Below are 15,546 nucleotides of genomic sequence, written 5' to 3' on the forward strand. Positions count from 1 at the left end.
GGCCGGCGGACGCCGCGACGGCTTGCCGCGCCGATTATTTCTTGACCAGCTTGCAGGTCGATTCGGACAGCTTGGTGTACACCTGGTCCCCGGGCAGGGTGGCGACGACCTTGTAGTAGTCCCAGCGGCCCTTGGATTCCTTGGGCGTCTTCACCTGCATCAGGTACATGTCGTGGACCATGCGGCCGTCTTCGCGCACGTAGCCGCCCTGGGTGAACATATCGTTGATCTTGTTCGACTTCATCCACTTCATGACGGTGTCGGCGTCATCGGTGCCGGTCGCCTTGACGGCGCTCAGGTAGAAGGACACCGAGGAATAGTCGCCGGCCTGCAGCATGGACGGCTTGCGGCCCACCTTGGCTTCGAACTTCTTGGCCCAGGCGCGCGAGGCGTCGTTCTGGTCCCAGTACCAGCCGTCGGTCAGGTACATGTTCTGCGTGGCCTGCAGGCCCAGCGAGTCGATGTCGTTGATGAAGACCAGCAGGCCCGCCAGCTTCATGGTCTGCGTCACGCCGAACTCGTTCGCCGCCTTGACCGAATTGATCGTGTCGCCGCCGGCATTGGCCAGGCCCAGGATCTGCGCCTTGGACGCCTGTGCCTGGAGCAGGAAGGACGAGAAGTCCGAGGCGCCCAGCGGCGCGCGCACCTGGCCCTTCACTTCGCCGCCGGCGGCCTTCACCACGTTGGCCGTATCGCGCTCCAGCGCATGGCCGAATGCATAGTCGGCGGTCAGGAAGAACCAGCTCTTGCCGCCGTCCTTCACGACGGCGGACCCGGTGCCGCGCGCCAGCGCCACGGTGTCGTAGGCGTAGTGGACGGTGTAGGGCGAGCACTGCGCATTGGTCAGGTCGGAGGCGCCCGCGCCGATGGCGATGAAGGGCTTCTTCTTTTCAGCGGCGACCGCGGCCATGGCCAGGCTGGTGGCCGAATTGGTGCCGCCGATCAGCACGTCCACCTTTTGCTGGTCGAACCATTCGCGGGCGCGCGACGAGGCCACGTCGGCCTTGTTCTGGTGGTCGGCATAGACCACTTCGATCTTCTTGCCGTTGATCGCGCCGCCGGCATCCTCGATGGCCATGCGGATGGCTTCCACGCCAGCCTTGCCGTCGATGTCGGAATACACGCCCGACATATCGGTAATGAAGCCTATGCGGATGACATCATCGCTGATGCCTTGCGCGTGGATGGCCGGCGCGGCGGCCAGGCCGAGACCGGCCAGCGCCAATGCGGCGGTTAGGGTATGCAGCTTCATTTTGACTCCTCTCCCTCTTGTAGGGGGTTGCCGGTGTTCCGGCGGGTGGCACATTCAAACGCCCAACAGGTCGTTGAGCGCTTCCTGTTTTTCATGCAGCTGTGAGGCCTCGAAATGTTCGACGATCTGGCCGTGTTCCATGACGTAGAACCGGTCCGCCAGCGGCGCCGCGAAGTGGAAGTTCTGTTCCACCATCACAATGGTGTACCCGCGCTGTTTCAGGGCCGTGATCATCCGGCCCAGCGCTTGCACGATAACCGGGGCCAGGCCTTCGGAGATCTCGTCCAGAAGCAGCAGGCTGGCGCCGGTACGCAGGATGCGCGCCACCGCCAGCATCTGCTGTTCGCCGCCCGACAGCCGGGTGCCGGGCGAATGCCGGCGCTCGTGCAGGTTGGGGAACATATCGTAGATTTCCGCCAGCGACATGCCGCCGCCCAGCGCGCCGCCGACGACCGGCGGCAGCAGCAGGTTTTCCTCGCACGACAGGCTGGCGAAGATGCCGCGTTCTTCCGGGCAATAGCCGACGCCCAGGTGCGCGATGCGAAAGGTCGGCATGCCGATGGATTCGGTGCCGTTGACGCGCACCGAGCCGCGCCGGCTGCCGGTCAGCCCCAGGATGGCACGCAGCGTGGTGGTGCGCCCGGCGCCGTTGCGGCCCAGCAGGGTGACGACCTCGCCCTGGCCGACGCTCATGTCCACGCCATGCAGGATGTGCGATTCGCCATACCAGGCGTGCAGGTCGGAGATTTCCAATGCAGGCGCTGTCATGCGTGCGCTCCTTGCAGTTCGCCCGCGGTGGTGCCCATATAGGCCTGCATCACGTCCGGATTGCGCGAGACTTCGGCATAGCTGCCTTCGGCCAGGACGGCGCCGCGCGCCAGGACGGTGATACGGTCGGCGATGGACGACACCACGTTCATGTTGTGTTCCACCATCAGGATGGTGCGGCCCGCGCCGACGCGCTTGATCAGCTTCGTCACGCGATCCACGTCTTCGTGTCCCATGCCCTGGGTGGGCTCGTCCAGCAGCATCAGTTCGGGCTCCATCGCCAGCGTCGTGGCGATCTCCAGCGCGCGCTTGCGGCCGTAGGGAAGGTTTACGGTCATCTCGTCGGCGAAGCCGCCCAGGTCGACTTCATCCAGCAACTTGCGCGCGGTCGCGTTCAGCGTGTCCAGCTGTTTTTCGCTGCGCCAGAAGTGATAGGAAAGCCCGGTCTTGCGTTGCAGCCCGATACGGACGTTCTCCAGCACCGTCAGGTGCGGAAACACCGCCGAAATCTGGAATGATCGGATGATGCCGCGGCGGGCGATCTGCGCCGGCCGTTCACCCGTGATGTCGCTGCCATTGAAAACGATGCGGCCGGCGCTGGGCGCCAGGAATTTGGTCAACAGGTTGAAGCAGGTCGTCTTGCCGGCCCCGTTCGGGCCTATCAGGGCGTGGATATGTCCGCGCCGGACGCGCAGGTCGACGCCTTTTACCGCGACGAAGCCACGGAATTCCTTGGTCAGCCCCTGGGTCTCCAGAATGGTGTCTTCCATACTCCACCATCGATCATTGTGCGTAATTGTTGCGGCGAGTATGCGGACGGCAGGGGCAAAATACTATGCGGGTTTTACATAGGTTTTTCCTAAGGAATATCGCAGCTTGACAGGCGGGTGACAACCGCGGCGATCAGGCCGGCTTCTGTGGCGTTTTATGCCGGTATTCGCACAGGTCGGCGATACCGCATTGGGGGCATTTCGGCGTGCGGGCGACGCAGACGTAGCGGCCGTGCAGGATCAGCCAGTGATGGGCATCCTGCAGGTATTCCTTGGGCACCAGGCGGACCAGCTTCAGCTCGACTTCCAGCACGTTCTTCCCGGGCGCCAGCCCGGTGCGGTTGGCGACACGGAAGATGTGCGTGTCGACGGCCATGGTCGCTTGCCCGAAGGCGGTATTCAATACGACGTTGGCGGTCTTGCGGCCGACGCCGGGCAGCGCTTCCAGGGCCTCGCGATCCTGCGGCACTTCGCCGCCATGCTGTTCCAGGACGATCCTGGCCGTGGCGATGGCATTCTTCGCCTTGGTGCGGTACAGGCCGATGGTCTTGATGTACTCGGTCAACCCGGCTTCGCCCAGCTCCAGCAGGCCTTGCGGCGTGCCGTAGTGGGGAAAGAATTTGCGCGTCGCGATGTTGACCGATTTGTCGGTGGCCTGCGCGGATAGCAGCACGGCGATCAGCAGCTGGAACGGTGTGGTGTATTCGAGTTCGGTGGTGGGCGTGGGATTGGCGGCTTGCAGGCGGGCGAAGATTTCGCGGCGTTTGGCGGCATTCATCGGCGGGCTGTCCGGTCTATCGCGTGCGGCGCGCGCGGGCGCGGGCCAGGGCGTTTTCGATGGCGGCGCGGCGGCGGGCGGCCGCGTCGTCCGCCGAGGGTTCGGTCGGCGCGGTGGCCGCCGGCGTGGGGCCGCCGTCGACGTCCAGCAGCCGCCGCGCGCGGCGATCATGGCGTTCGCGAGCGCAGACGGCATCGTCCGCGCTCCAGGCGCGGCCCGCCGGCACCATGACGATGCAGTCGACCGGACAGGGCGCGACGCACAGGTCGCAGCCGGTGCACAGCTCGTCCACCACGGTATGCATGCGCTTGGTGGCGCCGACGATGGCGTCCACCGGACAGGCTGCGATGCACAGCGTACAGCCGATGCAGTGCGCTTCATCGATCACGGCCACCAGCAACGGGCCGGGTTGTCCGCGCGACAGGTCCAGCGGGGACGCGGGCCGGTCGAGCAGCGCGGCCAGGGCGCGCACGCCGTCGTCGCCGCCGGGCGGACAGCGATTGATATCGGCCTGCCCATCCGCGATGGCGGCGGCATACGGACGACAGCCGTCATACCCGCACTTGGTGCACTGGGTCTGGGGAAGCAGGCCGTCGATGCGGTCCGCGAGCGTCAAGGTGGACATAAAAAAACCGGGGCCTGAACGGCCCCGTCGTGATGATCGCGGCGGTGCCGCCGGCTCAGGCGTAATGGCGTATGAAGTCGGCGATTTTAGGACAGATGATTTCCCGCCAGCGGCGGCCGGAAAATATCCCGTAGTGGCCGCAGTTCTGCGCGGTGTAATGCGTCTTGCGGTCGGCGGGTATGCCGCTGCACAGATCCAGCGCCGCGCGGGTCTGGCCCAGCCCGGAAATATCGTCCAGTTCGCCTTCGACGGTCATCAGCGCGACGCGCTTGATGTCGGCCGGCTTGACCAGCTGCCCGTCGATCTTCCACTTGCCCTTGGGCAACTGGTACTCCTGGAACACCATCTTGATGGTATCCAGGTAGAACTCGGCCGCCATATCCAGCACCGCGTTGTATTCGTCATAGAAGCGGCGGTGCGCCTCGGCATCGCTGTCGTCGCCGCGGACCAGGTCCTGGTAGAAATCGTAGTGCGACTTCAGGTGGCGATCCGGGTTCATGGCGACGAAACCGGCATGCTGCAGGAAGCCCGGATAGACCAGGCGTCCGGCGCCGGGATAACGTCCCGGCACGCGGTGGATCAACTGGTTCTCGAACCACGAATACGGTTTTTCGGTCGCCAGGTTGTTGACCTCGGTCGGGCTCTTGCGCGGATCGATGGGGCCGCCCATCATGACCATGCTGCGCGGCTGGCAGGGATCGTTTTCCGACGCCATCAGCGAAATCGCGGCCAGCACCGGCACGGTCGGCTGGCACACGGAAATCACATGCGTGTCGGCGCCCAGGAAGCGCAGGAAATCCTGCACGTAGCGGACGTAATCGTTCAGGTGGAACGGGCCTTCCGACAGCGGCACCATGCGCGCGTCGACCCAATCCGTCACGTAGACGTCGTGCCGCGGCAGCAGGGCGCGAACGGTGTCGCGCAGCAGCGTGGCGTGGTGCCCCGACAAGGGGGCGACCAGCAATACCTGCGGGTCCTTGCGCTTGCCGACGCCGTGGCGTTCGAAATGAACCAGCCGGCAGAAGGGCTTATCGACAGCGACCTTTTCAACCACCTTCACCTGCTTGCCATCGATTTCCGTGGTCGGCAGGCCCCAGGCCGGCTTTTCGTACTCTTTGCCGATGCGGTGCATCAGCTCGTAGCCGGCGGCCAGTTGGCGCGACATGGGCGTATAGGCCCAAGGGCTGTAGGGGTTGGAAAACAGCTGCGAGCCCACGTCGGTAAAGGCGGCGAGGGGCGTCAGAAATGCGCGCTGCAGCTCATGCAATTGATACAGCATCGAATCTTCCTTTCCAGGCTACGGGGGCGGTTGGCCCTGGATCGCCTGAAGCTGTCTCTTGATGCCGGGTTGGACCGGTCCGTGGCGACTTCGTGCGGGTTATTTTACGCACTGCAACAGAACTGACGACATGTAGGACGGAATCGGAGCGGAATTCGGCCCTGCTTGTGTTGCCAAAAGGGGAAAGCGGCCCTCGCGGCCCGCCCCATGGCTCACCAGTAGTTCTCGACCGCCAGGTTGCCCGGGATGCCGCGCCGGCCAGGCGCAAAGCCCTTTTCCGACAATAGTTTACGAGCGTCCGCCAGCATGGCGGGATTGCCGCAAAGCATGACCTTGGCATGAGCCGGATCCAGCTTTTCGCCCACCAGCGTTTCCAGTCGGCCGTCATCGATCAGCGTGGTCAGCCGCGCCTGCGGCACGCCGGGCAGTGCCTCGCGGGTGGCGACGGGCAGGTAGATCAGTTTGCGGGGGTCGGCGCGGTGGATGTTGGCGAACTCGGGCAGGGTGGACCAGCCTTCGATTTCCTGGCGATAGGCCAGCTCCTCGGCCGTGCGCACGCCATGGACCAGGATGATGCGGCGGAACGTCGTCCAGGTGGCGGGATCGCGCAGGATGGACAGGTAGGCGGACAAGCCGGTGCCGGTGGCCAGCAGCCACAGGTCGCTGTAGGCGCCGGGCTGGGGGGCAGGCTTGGCATGGCCGTCCTGCGCCGGCTGGGCGGCCGCCGGTACGAAACGATCTATCGTCAGGAAACCAAATGGGTTTTTCTCGACGTACAGCGTGTCGCCCGGGCGCAGGGCCGCCATCCGGGGGCTGAACAGGCCTTCCGGCACCACGATGGAATAGAACTCCAGCTCGTTGTCCAACGGGCCGGAGACCATCGAGTAGGCGCGCCACAGGGTCGGCTCGGCCCCGGGCTCGTCGCTTTCCGGCAAGCCCACCCTCGCGAACTGCCCGGCCTTGAAGACAAAGCCGGGATCACGGGTCACGCGCAAGGAAAACAACTTGCCGGGTACCCAGCTGCGTACCTCGGTGACGGTCTGGCGCGTGTACTTGCTGTCGGTCATGGGCAATGGTGGCCCGATTACTTTTCCAGGTACTGCAGCTTGTCCGGCTTGCCGTTCCAGTCGTCCGCGTCGGGCATGGGTTCCTTGGCGCGGCTGATGCTCTTGAATTCGGGCGACAGCTCGGCGTTGATCTGGATGAACTTGAGCTGGTCCTGCGGCACGTCTTCTTCGGCGTAGATGGCGTTGGCCGGGCATTCCGGAATGCATACGGCGCAGTCGATGCATTCGTCCGGGTCGATGACCAGGAAATTCGGGCCTTCGCGGAAGCAATCAACGGGGCACACGTCGACGCAATCGGTGTACTTGCATTTAATACAGTTTTCGGTGACGACGTGAGTCATGCGGCAACTCCCGGTGGGCGCTTTTTATTCTGCTGAAAGAAAAGGATTTTACCCAATTGCGCGCCGCCGCTCCCGGTATACCCCTGAGCGGGGTAGTGTCCCTGCGCCGCCGGGCCGGCGTTCCCTTGGGGCGGCCCCCACGCCGGCCTGCCGTGGCGGCCGCTCGCGTCGGTTATCGGATGCCCGACCGCAACTATGGTTGAATATGGGTTCGCAAGCGATCGATCCAACCATGATAATCACCTCGCTGTTAGATACCGACCTGTACAAGTTCAGCATGATGCAGGTGGTCCTGCATCATTTTCCGGCCGCGCAGGTGGAGTACCGCTACAAGTGCCGCACGCCCGGGGTGAACCTGCGTCCGTACATGGATGAGATCCGCGCGGAAATCCATCACCTGTGCCAGCTGCGGTTCAGCGACGACGAGCTCGACTATCTGCGCGGGCTGCGGTTCATCAAAAGCGATTTCGTCGATTTCCTGGGGCTGTTCCATCTGCCCGAGCGCTGCATCGAGGTCGCCGAAGGCGAGCACCCGGGTGAAATATCCATCGAGGTCAAAGGCCCCTGGCTGCACACGATATTGTTCGAAATCCCGGTGCTGGCCATCGTCAACGAGGTCTATTTCCGCAATACCCGCAAGCATCCCGACCTGGACGAAGGTCGCTCCCGCCTGCGGTCGAAGATGGACATGGTGGTCAGCGCGCCCGACATGGCGGATTTCCGGGTGGCCGAATACGGCACCCGCCGGCGGTTCTCCAAGGTCTGGCACGATGAGGTCGTGGCCACCATGAAAGCCAGCATGGGCAGGATGTTCGCCGGTACCAGCAACGTCGCCCTGGCGCGCAAATACGACGTGCTGCCGCTGGGCACCATGGGGCATGAATACCTGCAGGCCTGCCAGGCGCTGGGCCCGCGGCTGCGCGATTCGCAGGTATTCGCGCTGGAAGTCTGGGCCAAGGAATACCGCGGGGACCTGGGTATCGCGCTGTCTGACGTTTATGGCACGGACGCCTTCCTGCGCGACTTCGATATGTATTTCTGCAAGCTGTTCGATGGCGCCCGCCACGATTCGGGCGACCCCTTCGTATGGGGCGAGCGCATGATCGAGCATTACCAGTTCAACCGCGTGGATCCGCGCACCAAGACGCTGGTGTTTTCCGACGCGCTGACCTTTCCGCGCGCCATCGAGCTGGCGCGGCGTTTCGCCGGGCGCTGCCGCGTGTCGTTCGGCATCGGCACCAACCTGACCAACGACCTGGGGCACCAGCCACTGCAGATCGTCATGAAAATGGTCCGTTGCAACGGGCAACCGGTCGCCAAGGTCTCGGATTCGCCGGAAAAAACCATGTGCGACGATCCCGCCTATCTGGCCTATCTGCGGCAGGTGTTCCAGTTGCCGCCGATCCGGGAAGAAAGCGTGTCGAAGTAGGCCACTGGCCGCCGGCGCGCGATCGTGGCGGGCGGCAACAAGGATTTTTCACATCGGGCCCACGCGGCCCGGATTCAACCTAGAAGGAAACCGCATGAGTTCCATCAAGCGCTTCAATGTCGAAAAACGTCTTTCCGACATGGCCGTGTACAACGGCGTGGCCTATCTGGCCGGCCAGGTGCCCGACGATGCCACGCTGGACATCACCGGGCAGACCCAGCAGGTGCTGGCGACCATCGACAAGCTGCTGGCAGAGGCCGGCACCGATAAGACCAAGATCCTGATGGCGCAGATTTTCGTCGCCAACATGAAGGAATTCGACGGCATGAACAAGGCGTGGGACGCCTGGGTCGCGCCGGGCAACTCGCCCCCGCGCGCCACGGTGGAAGCCCGCCTGGCCAACCCCGACTACAAGGTCGAGATCGTGGTGACGGCCGCCATCGCCTGATGACCGGGCCTGGCCGAGCCAGGTCCAACGCAGGCTTGAATCCGGGGCTTGAACCCAGGGTCAAGTCCAGGATCAAGTCCAGGCCTGCCTGCCCAGCCGGTCGCTCGTCCTACAGCCTGGGGCGGGCGTGCACCGCGCCATGTGGCAGGCGCTCCAAGGGATCCTGCCGGTAGTAGGTGCGCAACAGCCCGTACCATTCCGGCAGCGCCGCCGCCAGCGGCGCGGGATCGACGAAAAACGATTCCGAACTGACCGCGAAGAACTCTCCCTCGTCGGTCGCCGCATATGGGTCCATGGGCAATTGCCCATACCATGGGTCGGCTTCCGGCCCCTCGGGATCGACGTGCGGCGGAATGGCGGCCTCCACCGCCTCCAGCGCCTGCGAGAAACGGTCCAGGCTGTCGTCCAGCACGCGCTGCCACAATCGCGCGTTCAGTTCGGGGCGGCCGGCCAGGCTGGGCATGCCGTCGGCATCGCCGCCCATCTGGTCCAGCTTGTGGGCGAATTCGTGGATGACGACGTTGAAGGCGCCTTCGGACAGGCGCGCATCTTCCCAGGACAGTACGACCGGGCCGCCATCCCAGGCCTCGCCGGCGGCGTCCTCGGTATATTCGTGCACGATGCCCATCTCGTCTTCGCGACGGCGCGGGATCGCGAACCCGCCGGGATAGACGATGATTTCTTCCCAGCCTTCGTACAGCACCGTGGGCAGCTTCAGGATGGGCAGGGCAGCCTGGACCGCGATGGACAGGCGCATGAAGTCCGTCAGCGCCAGGCCGCTCGCGCCGTTCATGGTCTTGCTGGCCAGCAGCCAGGCGGCGCGGGCGCGCAGTTCTTCGGCGTCGGCGGCTTGCAGCCCGGCCAGGAAGGGATAGGACTGCATCACTTCGTCCCACAGCGCGGGTTCGATGCGGGCGCGTACATCCGCGACGCGGGCGGCGGGTGCGCCTCGTCCAAGCAGCCATCGCAGCATAAGGTGCATCCTCCGTCTTCCAGGCTAGACAGGCGCTAGTGTAGAGTGTCGGGCTGAGTCCGCGCCGCCGTGGCCGCGGACCTCCGTTACCCTCATCTTCACGCTTTACAGTGCCTCGCGCCGATGCCCGAGCTTCCCGACCACGATCCCTTGATGCCCTTCGACGACGCGTGGCTCGATAGCGCCGCCGCCGGCCTGGACGCGCAAGGGCGTGAGCAACTGCAAAAGGCCGCCGCCTGGGCGTGGCCGCGCTTCAACGACGAACAGGCGCTGACCGGCGAACCCCTGGCGGGCCATGCGGCCGGCGTGACGCGCATCCTGGCGGGCTTGCAGACCGATGGCGCGACTCGCGTGGCTGCCGTGCTGGCGGCCTTGCCCGCTGACCTGTCGGCACCGGCCCCACATGCGCGGCACGATCCCCTGGGCGCGGAGTTCGGCCAGGAAATCGCCCGTCTGGTGCAGGGCGCGCGCGCCTTGCTGCGCCTGGGCGCCGTGGCGCGCCTGGCCAGCGACAGCGCCGCCGAAACCGGTACCCAGAAAGAAATGCAGCGCAAGATGCTGCTGGCCATGGCGGCCGACCTGCGCATCGTCCTGATGCGCCTGGCCTCGCGCCTGCAGAGCTTGCGCTGGCATGCCGCCACCAAGGTCGCCTGCCCGCCGGAGCTGGCGCGCGAAACGCTGGACCTGTACGCGCCGCTGGCCAATCGGCTGGGCATATGGCAGCTGAAATGGGAACTGGAAGACCTGTCGTTCCGTTTCCTGGATCCCGATCGCTACAAGGAGATCGCCCGGCTGCTCGAAGAAAAACGCGTCGAACGCGAAGCCTTCATCGCCGATGCCGTGGAACGCGTGCGGACCGCGCTGCGCAAGGCCGGCATCGAAGCCGAAGTCAGCGGGCGTCCCAAGCATATCTACAGCATCTGGAACAAGATGCGCATCAAGAAGCTGGACTTCAACCAGATGTTCGACCTGCGCGCCTTGCGGGTCATCGTCAAGGACGTGCGCGAGTGCTATACGGCGTTGGCCCTGGTCCACGAACTGTGGACGCCGCTGCTGGATGAGTTCGACGACTATATTTCGCGGCCCAAGCCCAACGGCTATCGCTCGCTGCATACGGTGCTGGTGGACAAGGACGGGCGGCCCTTCGAAGTGCAGATCCGCACGCAGGAAATGCATCGCTTCGCGGAATACGGGATGGCGGCGCATTGGCGCTACAAGGAGGCCGGCCCCAGGGGCGGCCAGGTGGAGGCTTCCAGCGAATACGATCGCCAGTTGTCCTGGATGCGCCAGTTGCTGGCGTGGAACGCCGACCTGGACGCGGCGCCGCCGTCCGCGGGCGCGGCCGAGGCCGTGGCGGCCGGTGGCGAACACATCTACGTCCTGACGCCGCAGGCGCGCGTGATCGAATTGCCCGCCGGCTCCACGCCGGTGGACTTCGCCTACCACCTGCACACCGACCTGGGCCATCGCTGCCGCGGCGCCCGGGTCGACGGGCAGATGGTGCCGCTGCAGACGCGCCTGGCCACCGGCCAGACCGTGGAAATCATCGCGGCCAAGGCCGGCGGGCCGTCGCGCGACTGGCTGAACCCGCAGCTGGGCTTCCTGGCCAGCCCGCGGGCGCGCGCCAAGGTGCGCAACTGGTTCAACGCCATCGAACTGCAGCAGCGCATCACCCAGGGCCAGGCCCTGGTGGAAAAGGAACTGCAGCGGTTGGGCAAGACCGCGATCAACCTGGAGCAGCTGGCGCAGCAACTGGGTTTCGCACGGGCGGACGACCTGTACGTCGCGGCGGCCAAGGATGAATTCAGCCTGCGCCAGATCGACGCCGTTTTCCAGCAGCCGGCCGAGCCGGCCGACGATCCCGGCGTGGTCACCCATGCCAGCCGCGCCGAGAGCACCGAAAAGGGCGGCAAGAGCGGCGTCCTGGTCGTCGGCGTGGGGTCGCTGATGACCCAGTTGGCACGCTGCTGCCGGCCGGCGCCGCCGGATCCCATCGTCGGCTTCGTGACGCGCGGCCGCGGCGTTTCCATCCATAGGCTGGACTGCCACAGCTATGCCGCCCTGGCCGAACGCGAGCCGGAGCGCGTCATCGAGGTCGCCTGGGGCGAAACCGGCAATACCGTGTACCCGGTGGACATCAGCGTGCGCGCCCATGACCGCTCCGGCCTGCTGCGCGACCTGTCCGAAGTCTTCGCGCGCCTGCGCCTGAACGTCATCGGCGTCAATACGCAAAGCCGCAACTCCCTGGCACACATGGTGTTCACGGTCGAGGTCCATGGCGGCGACGCCCTGGCGCGCGCGCTGGACGCCCTGCGCGAAGTGGCGGGCGTCACGGGCGCCGCCCGCAAATAGGCCCGTGTAGGCCCCTGGGGCCCGTAGAGGTCCATGGAGACCCTGGAGGCCTATAGACGGCGGACGGCGCCGAAACGGCCCATCGACAGCCCATAGACGGCCGGATCGGCCGCGGCCTACACTGGCGGTTTTCATGACAAGGCGCTAGGCATGGACACCCGTCGCTGGCTGGAAACGCTGGTGGGCTTCGACACCACCAGCCGCAACTCCAATCTCGCTCTCATCGAAACGGCCCGCGACTGGCTGAAAGAGCAGGGCGTGCAGGCCTGGCTGGCGCACAACGACGACCGCACCAAGGCCAATCTGTTCGCCACGCTGCCGGGGCGGGATGGCGCCGAACAGGGCGGCATCGTGCTGTCCGGCCATACCGACGTCGTGCCGGTCGACGGCCAGGACTGGACCGCCGATCCCTTCACCTTGCGCGAACACGATGGCCGCCTGTACGGCCGTGGCGCCTGCGACATGAAGGGCTTCATCGCGACGGCCCTGGCCATGGTGCCGGAATTCCTGTCCATGCCGCGCGCCAAGCCGCTGCACCTGGCGTTTTCCTTCGACGAGGAAGTCGGCTGCGCGGGCGCGCCCTACATGCTGGCGGACTTGCACGAACGCGGTATCCGTCCCGAAGGCTGCGTGGTAGGCGAGCCGACCGGCATGCAGGTGGTGGTGGCCCACAAGGGCATCAACCTCTACCGCTGCCGCGTCCACGGCAAGGCCGCGCATTCGTCCCTGACGCCGCACGGCTGCAACGCCATCGAATACGCCGCGCGCCTGATCTGCCATATCCGCGACGTGGCCGATGCCTACAAGGCCAAGGGGCCGTACGACACCTTCTACGACGTGCCCTTCAGCACCTTGACGACCAATCTGATCCGCGGCGGCATCGCCGTGAACACCATTCCGTCCGAGTGCGAATTCGCCTATGAATTCCGCAACCTGCCGGGCATGGCGCCGGACGATATCCAGCGCGAGGTCCAGCATTACGTGGACGAGGTCCTGCTGCCGCGCATGCGGCGGGAATTTCCGGAGGCTCGCATCGACATCGAGCGCGGCCCGGCCGCACCCGGGCTGGAGGCCTCCGAGCAGGCGGCCATTACGCAGCTGGTGCGTGCCCTGACCCGCGACAGCGCCACCCGCAAGGTGGCCTACGGGACGGAAGCCGGCCTGTTCCAGGGCATGGGTATTCCCACCGTGGTGTGCGGCCCGGGCCATATCGAGCAGGCCCACAAGCCGGACGAGTACGTGGCGATGGACCAGCTGGATGCCTGCGCGGCCTTCCTGAGGCGGGTCGGCCAGTCGGTCTAGCCGGGCGCCGGCCGGCGCCTCAGGTAAAATACCGGGTTGCTAAAAAAGTGGTGAAAGCGGTGGCGAAACCTTACGACTTTCCGGATGCCCAGGGCCATTTCGGTCCCTACGGCGGCGTATTCGTGGCGGAAACGCTCATGCACGCGCTCGACGAACTGCGCGAAGCCTACGACAGGTATCGCGTGGATCCTCAATTCATCGAGGAATTCAACTACGAGCTCAAGCATTTCGTCGGCCGCCCCAGTCCCGTCTACCATGCCCGCCGCTGGTCGAGCGAGCTGGGCGGCGCGCAGATCTGGTTCAAGCGCGAAGACCTGAACCATACCGGCGCCCACAAGGTCAACAACTGCATCGGCCAGGCGCTGCTGGCGCGCCGCATGGGCAAGCCGCGCGTCATCGCCGAAACCGGCGCGGGCCAGCACGGCGTGGCCACCGCCACCGTGGCGGCCCGCTACGGCATGGAATGCATCGTCTACATGGGCAGCGAAGACATCCGCCGCCAGGCGTCGAACGTCTACCGCATGAAGCTGCTGGGCGCGACCGTGGTGCCGGTGGAATCCGGTTCGCGCACGCTCAAGGACGCCCTGAACGAGGCCATGCGCGACTGGGTCACCAACATCGGCAACACCTTCTACATCATCGGCACCGTGGCCGGGCCCGACCCGTATCCGCGCATGGTGCGGGATTTCCAGACCGTCATCGGCAAGGAATGCCTGTGGCAGATGCCGGAAGAAGCCGGCCGACAGCCCGACATCGTCGTCGCGGCGGTGGGCGGCGGTTCCAACGCCATGGGCATCTTCCACCCGTATATTCCCTATGAAGACGTCCAGCTGGTCGGCGTGGAAGCGGCGGGCGAAGGTGTCGAGACCGGCCGCCACGCGGCTTCCATCGCGTCCGGCCAGGTCGGCGTGCTGCACGGCAACCGGACCTATGTGATCCAGGACGCCAACGGCCAGGTGCAGGAAACGCACTCGGTGTCGGCTGGCCTGGACTACCCCGGGGTCGGCCCCGAACACGCCTGGCTGAAGGACAGCGGCCGGGCGTCCTATGTCGGCGTGACCGATGACGACGCGCTCAAGGCCTTCCACGACTGCTGCCGCATCGAAGGCATCATGCCGGCGCTGGAATCCTCGCACGCGATCGCCCATGCCGTGCGCATCGCGCCGACCTTGCCCGCGGACACCCATATCCTGGTCTGCCTGTCCGGACGCGGCGACAAGGATATGCACACCGTGGCCGAGCGCGCCGGGCTGACGCTGTAATCGACAGTGGTAATGACAGCATGACCTCACGACAAGACCGTATCGCCGCCGCTTTCTCCCGCGCCCGCGGCGATAAGCGCGCGGCCCTGATCCCCTACGTCGCCGCCGGCGATCCGTCGCCCGCGTCCTGCGTGCCGCTGATGCATGCGCTGGTGCGGGCGGGCGCCGACGTCATCGAACTCGGTGTGCCGTTCTCGGACCCCATGGCCGATGGCCCCGTCATCCAGCGCGCCACCGAGCGCGCCATCGCCCAGGGCATGAGCCTGCACGGCGTGCTCGATTCCGTCCGGCAATTCCGTGCCGATGACGACCGCACGCCCGTGGTGCTGATGGGTTACGCCAATCCGATCGAGCGCATGGGGCAGGCCGGCTTCGCCGACGCCGCGCATGCGGCCGGCGTGGACGGCGTGCTGGTGGTCGACTATCCGCCCGAAGAAGTGCAGGCCTTCGCCGACCTGCTGGGCGCAAGGGGCATCGCGCCCATTTTCCTGCTGGCGCCCACTTCCACGGATGCGCGCATCCAGGCCGTCGGCAAGGTCGCGCGTGGCTATGTGTACTACGTGTCGCTGCGCGGCGTGACCGGCGCCGGCCATCTGGATACGGAAGACGTCGCCAGGCGGGTGGCGGACATCCGCCGCCACGTCCATATTCCCATCGGCGTCGGTTTCGGCATCCGCGACGCCGACAGCGCCCAGCGCGTCGCCAAGGTGGCGGACGCGGTGGTGATCGGCAGCAAGCTTATCGAGACCATGGAACAGGCAGTCGCCGGCGCCGCGGCCGACCGTCGCGACGAAGCCGCCATCACGGCCGCGCGCGACTGGCTGGGTGGCATACGTTCGGCATTGGACCAGGCCGGACGCGGGGCGGCCGCGGCCTGAGGCCCCGGCGCACCCCTATTCC

General features: G+C 65.9%; 15 protein-coding genes. 6 read left to right on the top strand and 9 right to left on the bottom strand.

All coding sequences use genetic code 11. From position 1 onward, the window contains the following. Positions 1–34: 34 nt before the first annotated feature. The 8 genes from CAL12_RS08195 to fdxA form a co-directional block, all read right to left on the bottom strand. Positions 35–1,252: an ABC transporter substrate-binding protein gene (locus CAL12_RS08195; protein ID WP_086064042.1), complete on the bottom strand. Its 1,218-nt coding sequence runs from the start codon at positions 1,250–1,252 to the stop codon at positions 35–37. A gap of 54 nt (positions 1,253–1,306) precedes the next feature. Then, positions 1,307–2,020, bottom strand: coding sequence for an ABC transporter ATP-binding protein (locus CAL12_RS08200; protein WP_086064043.1), 714 nt, complete (start codon positions 2,018–2,020; stop codon positions 1,307–1,309). Then, positions 2,017–2,790 carry an ABC transporter ATP-binding protein gene (locus tag CAL12_RS08205; protein WP_086064044.1) on the bottom strand — a complete coding sequence of 258 codons (774 nt, stop codon included), beginning with the start codon at positions 2,788–2,790 and terminating at the stop codon, positions 2,017–2,019. Before CAL12_RS08205 ends, CAL12_RS08200 begins: the two co-directional genes overlap by 4 nt. Before the next feature lie 133 nt (positions 2,791–2,923). Then, positions 2,924–3,568: an endonuclease III gene (nth, locus tag CAL12_RS08210; RefSeq protein WP_086064045.1), complete on the bottom strand. Its 645-nt coding sequence runs from the start codon at positions 3,566–3,568 to the stop codon at positions 2,924–2,926. A 16-nt stretch (positions 3,569–3,584) separates the two neighbouring features. Further along, complete coding sequence (locus tag CAL12_RS08215) at positions 3,585–4,193, bottom strand: RnfABCDGE type electron transport complex subunit B (protein WP_086064046.1); 609 nt, start codon at positions 4,191–4,193, stop codon at positions 3,585–3,587. 55 nt (positions 4,194–4,248) lie between these two features. Next, complete coding sequence (locus tag CAL12_RS08220; RefSeq protein WP_086064047.1) at positions 4,249–5,472, bottom strand: polyhydroxyalkanoate depolymerase; 1,224 nt, start codon at positions 5,470–5,472, stop codon at positions 4,249–4,251. Positions 5,473–5,684: 212 nt separating this feature from the next. Further along, entirely contained in the window at positions 5,685–6,539 is an 855-nt protein-coding gene (locus CAL12_RS08225; RefSeq protein ID WP_086064048.1) for a ferredoxin--NADP reductase, read from the bottom strand. Positions 6,540–6,556: 17 nt separating this feature from the next. Then, entirely contained in the window at positions 6,557–6,880 is a 324-nt protein-coding gene (gene fdxA, locus CAL12_RS08230; RefSeq protein ID WP_086064049.1) for a ferredoxin FdxA, read from the bottom strand. 232 nt (positions 6,881–7,112) lie between these two features. Here fdxA and pncB point away from each other — a divergent pair, with 232 nt between their 5' ends. Together pncB and CAL12_RS08240 are read left to right on the top strand one after the other, a co-directional pair. Then, positions 7,113–8,309 (top strand): nicotinate phosphoribosyltransferase, encoded by a 1,197-nt coding sequence (gene pncB / locus CAL12_RS08235; protein ID WP_086067745.1) that lies wholly within the window; start codon positions 7,113–7,115, stop codon positions 8,307–8,309. A 94-nt stretch (positions 8,310–8,403) separates the two neighbouring features. Beyond that, on the top strand, positions 8,404–8,757 hold the full coding sequence (locus CAL12_RS08240; RefSeq protein ID WP_086064050.1) for a RidA family protein: 354 nt from the start codon (positions 8,404–8,406) through the stop codon (positions 8,755–8,757). Positions 8,758–8,866: 109 nt separating this feature from the next. Here CAL12_RS08240 and CAL12_RS08245 read toward each other — a convergent pair whose 3' ends face one another. Further along, on the bottom strand, positions 8,867–9,730 hold the full coding sequence (locus tag CAL12_RS08245; protein WP_086064051.1) for a zinc-dependent peptidase: 864 nt from the start codon (positions 9,728–9,730) through the stop codon (positions 8,867–8,869). Positions 9,731–9,853: 123 nt separating this feature from the next. Between CAL12_RS08245 and CAL12_RS08250 the strand changes: the two genes are divergently transcribed. The 4 genes from CAL12_RS08250 (at position 9,854) to trpA (ending at position 15,524) form a co-directional block, all read left to right on the top strand. Next, positions 9,854–12,082 (top strand): RelA/SpoT family protein, encoded by a 2,229-nt coding sequence (locus CAL12_RS08250; protein WP_086064052.1) that lies wholly within the window; start codon positions 9,854–9,856, stop codon positions 12,080–12,082. Between the two features lie 150 nt (positions 12,083–12,232). Further along, on the top strand, positions 12,233–13,384 hold the full coding sequence (gene argE, locus CAL12_RS08255; protein ID WP_086064053.1) for an acetylornithine deacetylase: 1,152 nt from the start codon (positions 12,233–12,235) through the stop codon (positions 13,382–13,384). A gap of 59 nt (positions 13,385–13,443) precedes the next feature. After that, positions 13,444–14,646, top strand: a complete 1,203-nt coding sequence (gene trpB / locus CAL12_RS08260; protein ID WP_086067746.1) for a tryptophan synthase subunit beta — start codon at positions 13,444–13,446, stop codon at positions 14,644–14,646. 20 nt (positions 14,647–14,666) lie between these two features. Beyond that, positions 14,667–15,524, top strand: a complete 858-nt coding sequence (gene trpA, locus CAL12_RS08265) for a tryptophan synthase subunit alpha (RefSeq protein ID WP_086064054.1) — start codon at positions 14,667–14,669, stop codon at positions 15,522–15,524. Positions 15,525–15,546: the final 22 nt, after the last annotated feature.

This window comes from Bordetella genomosp. 8 (assembly GCF_002119685.1).
Lineage (GTDB): Bacteria > Pseudomonadota > Gammaproteobacteria > Burkholderiales > Burkholderiaceae_B > Bordetella_C.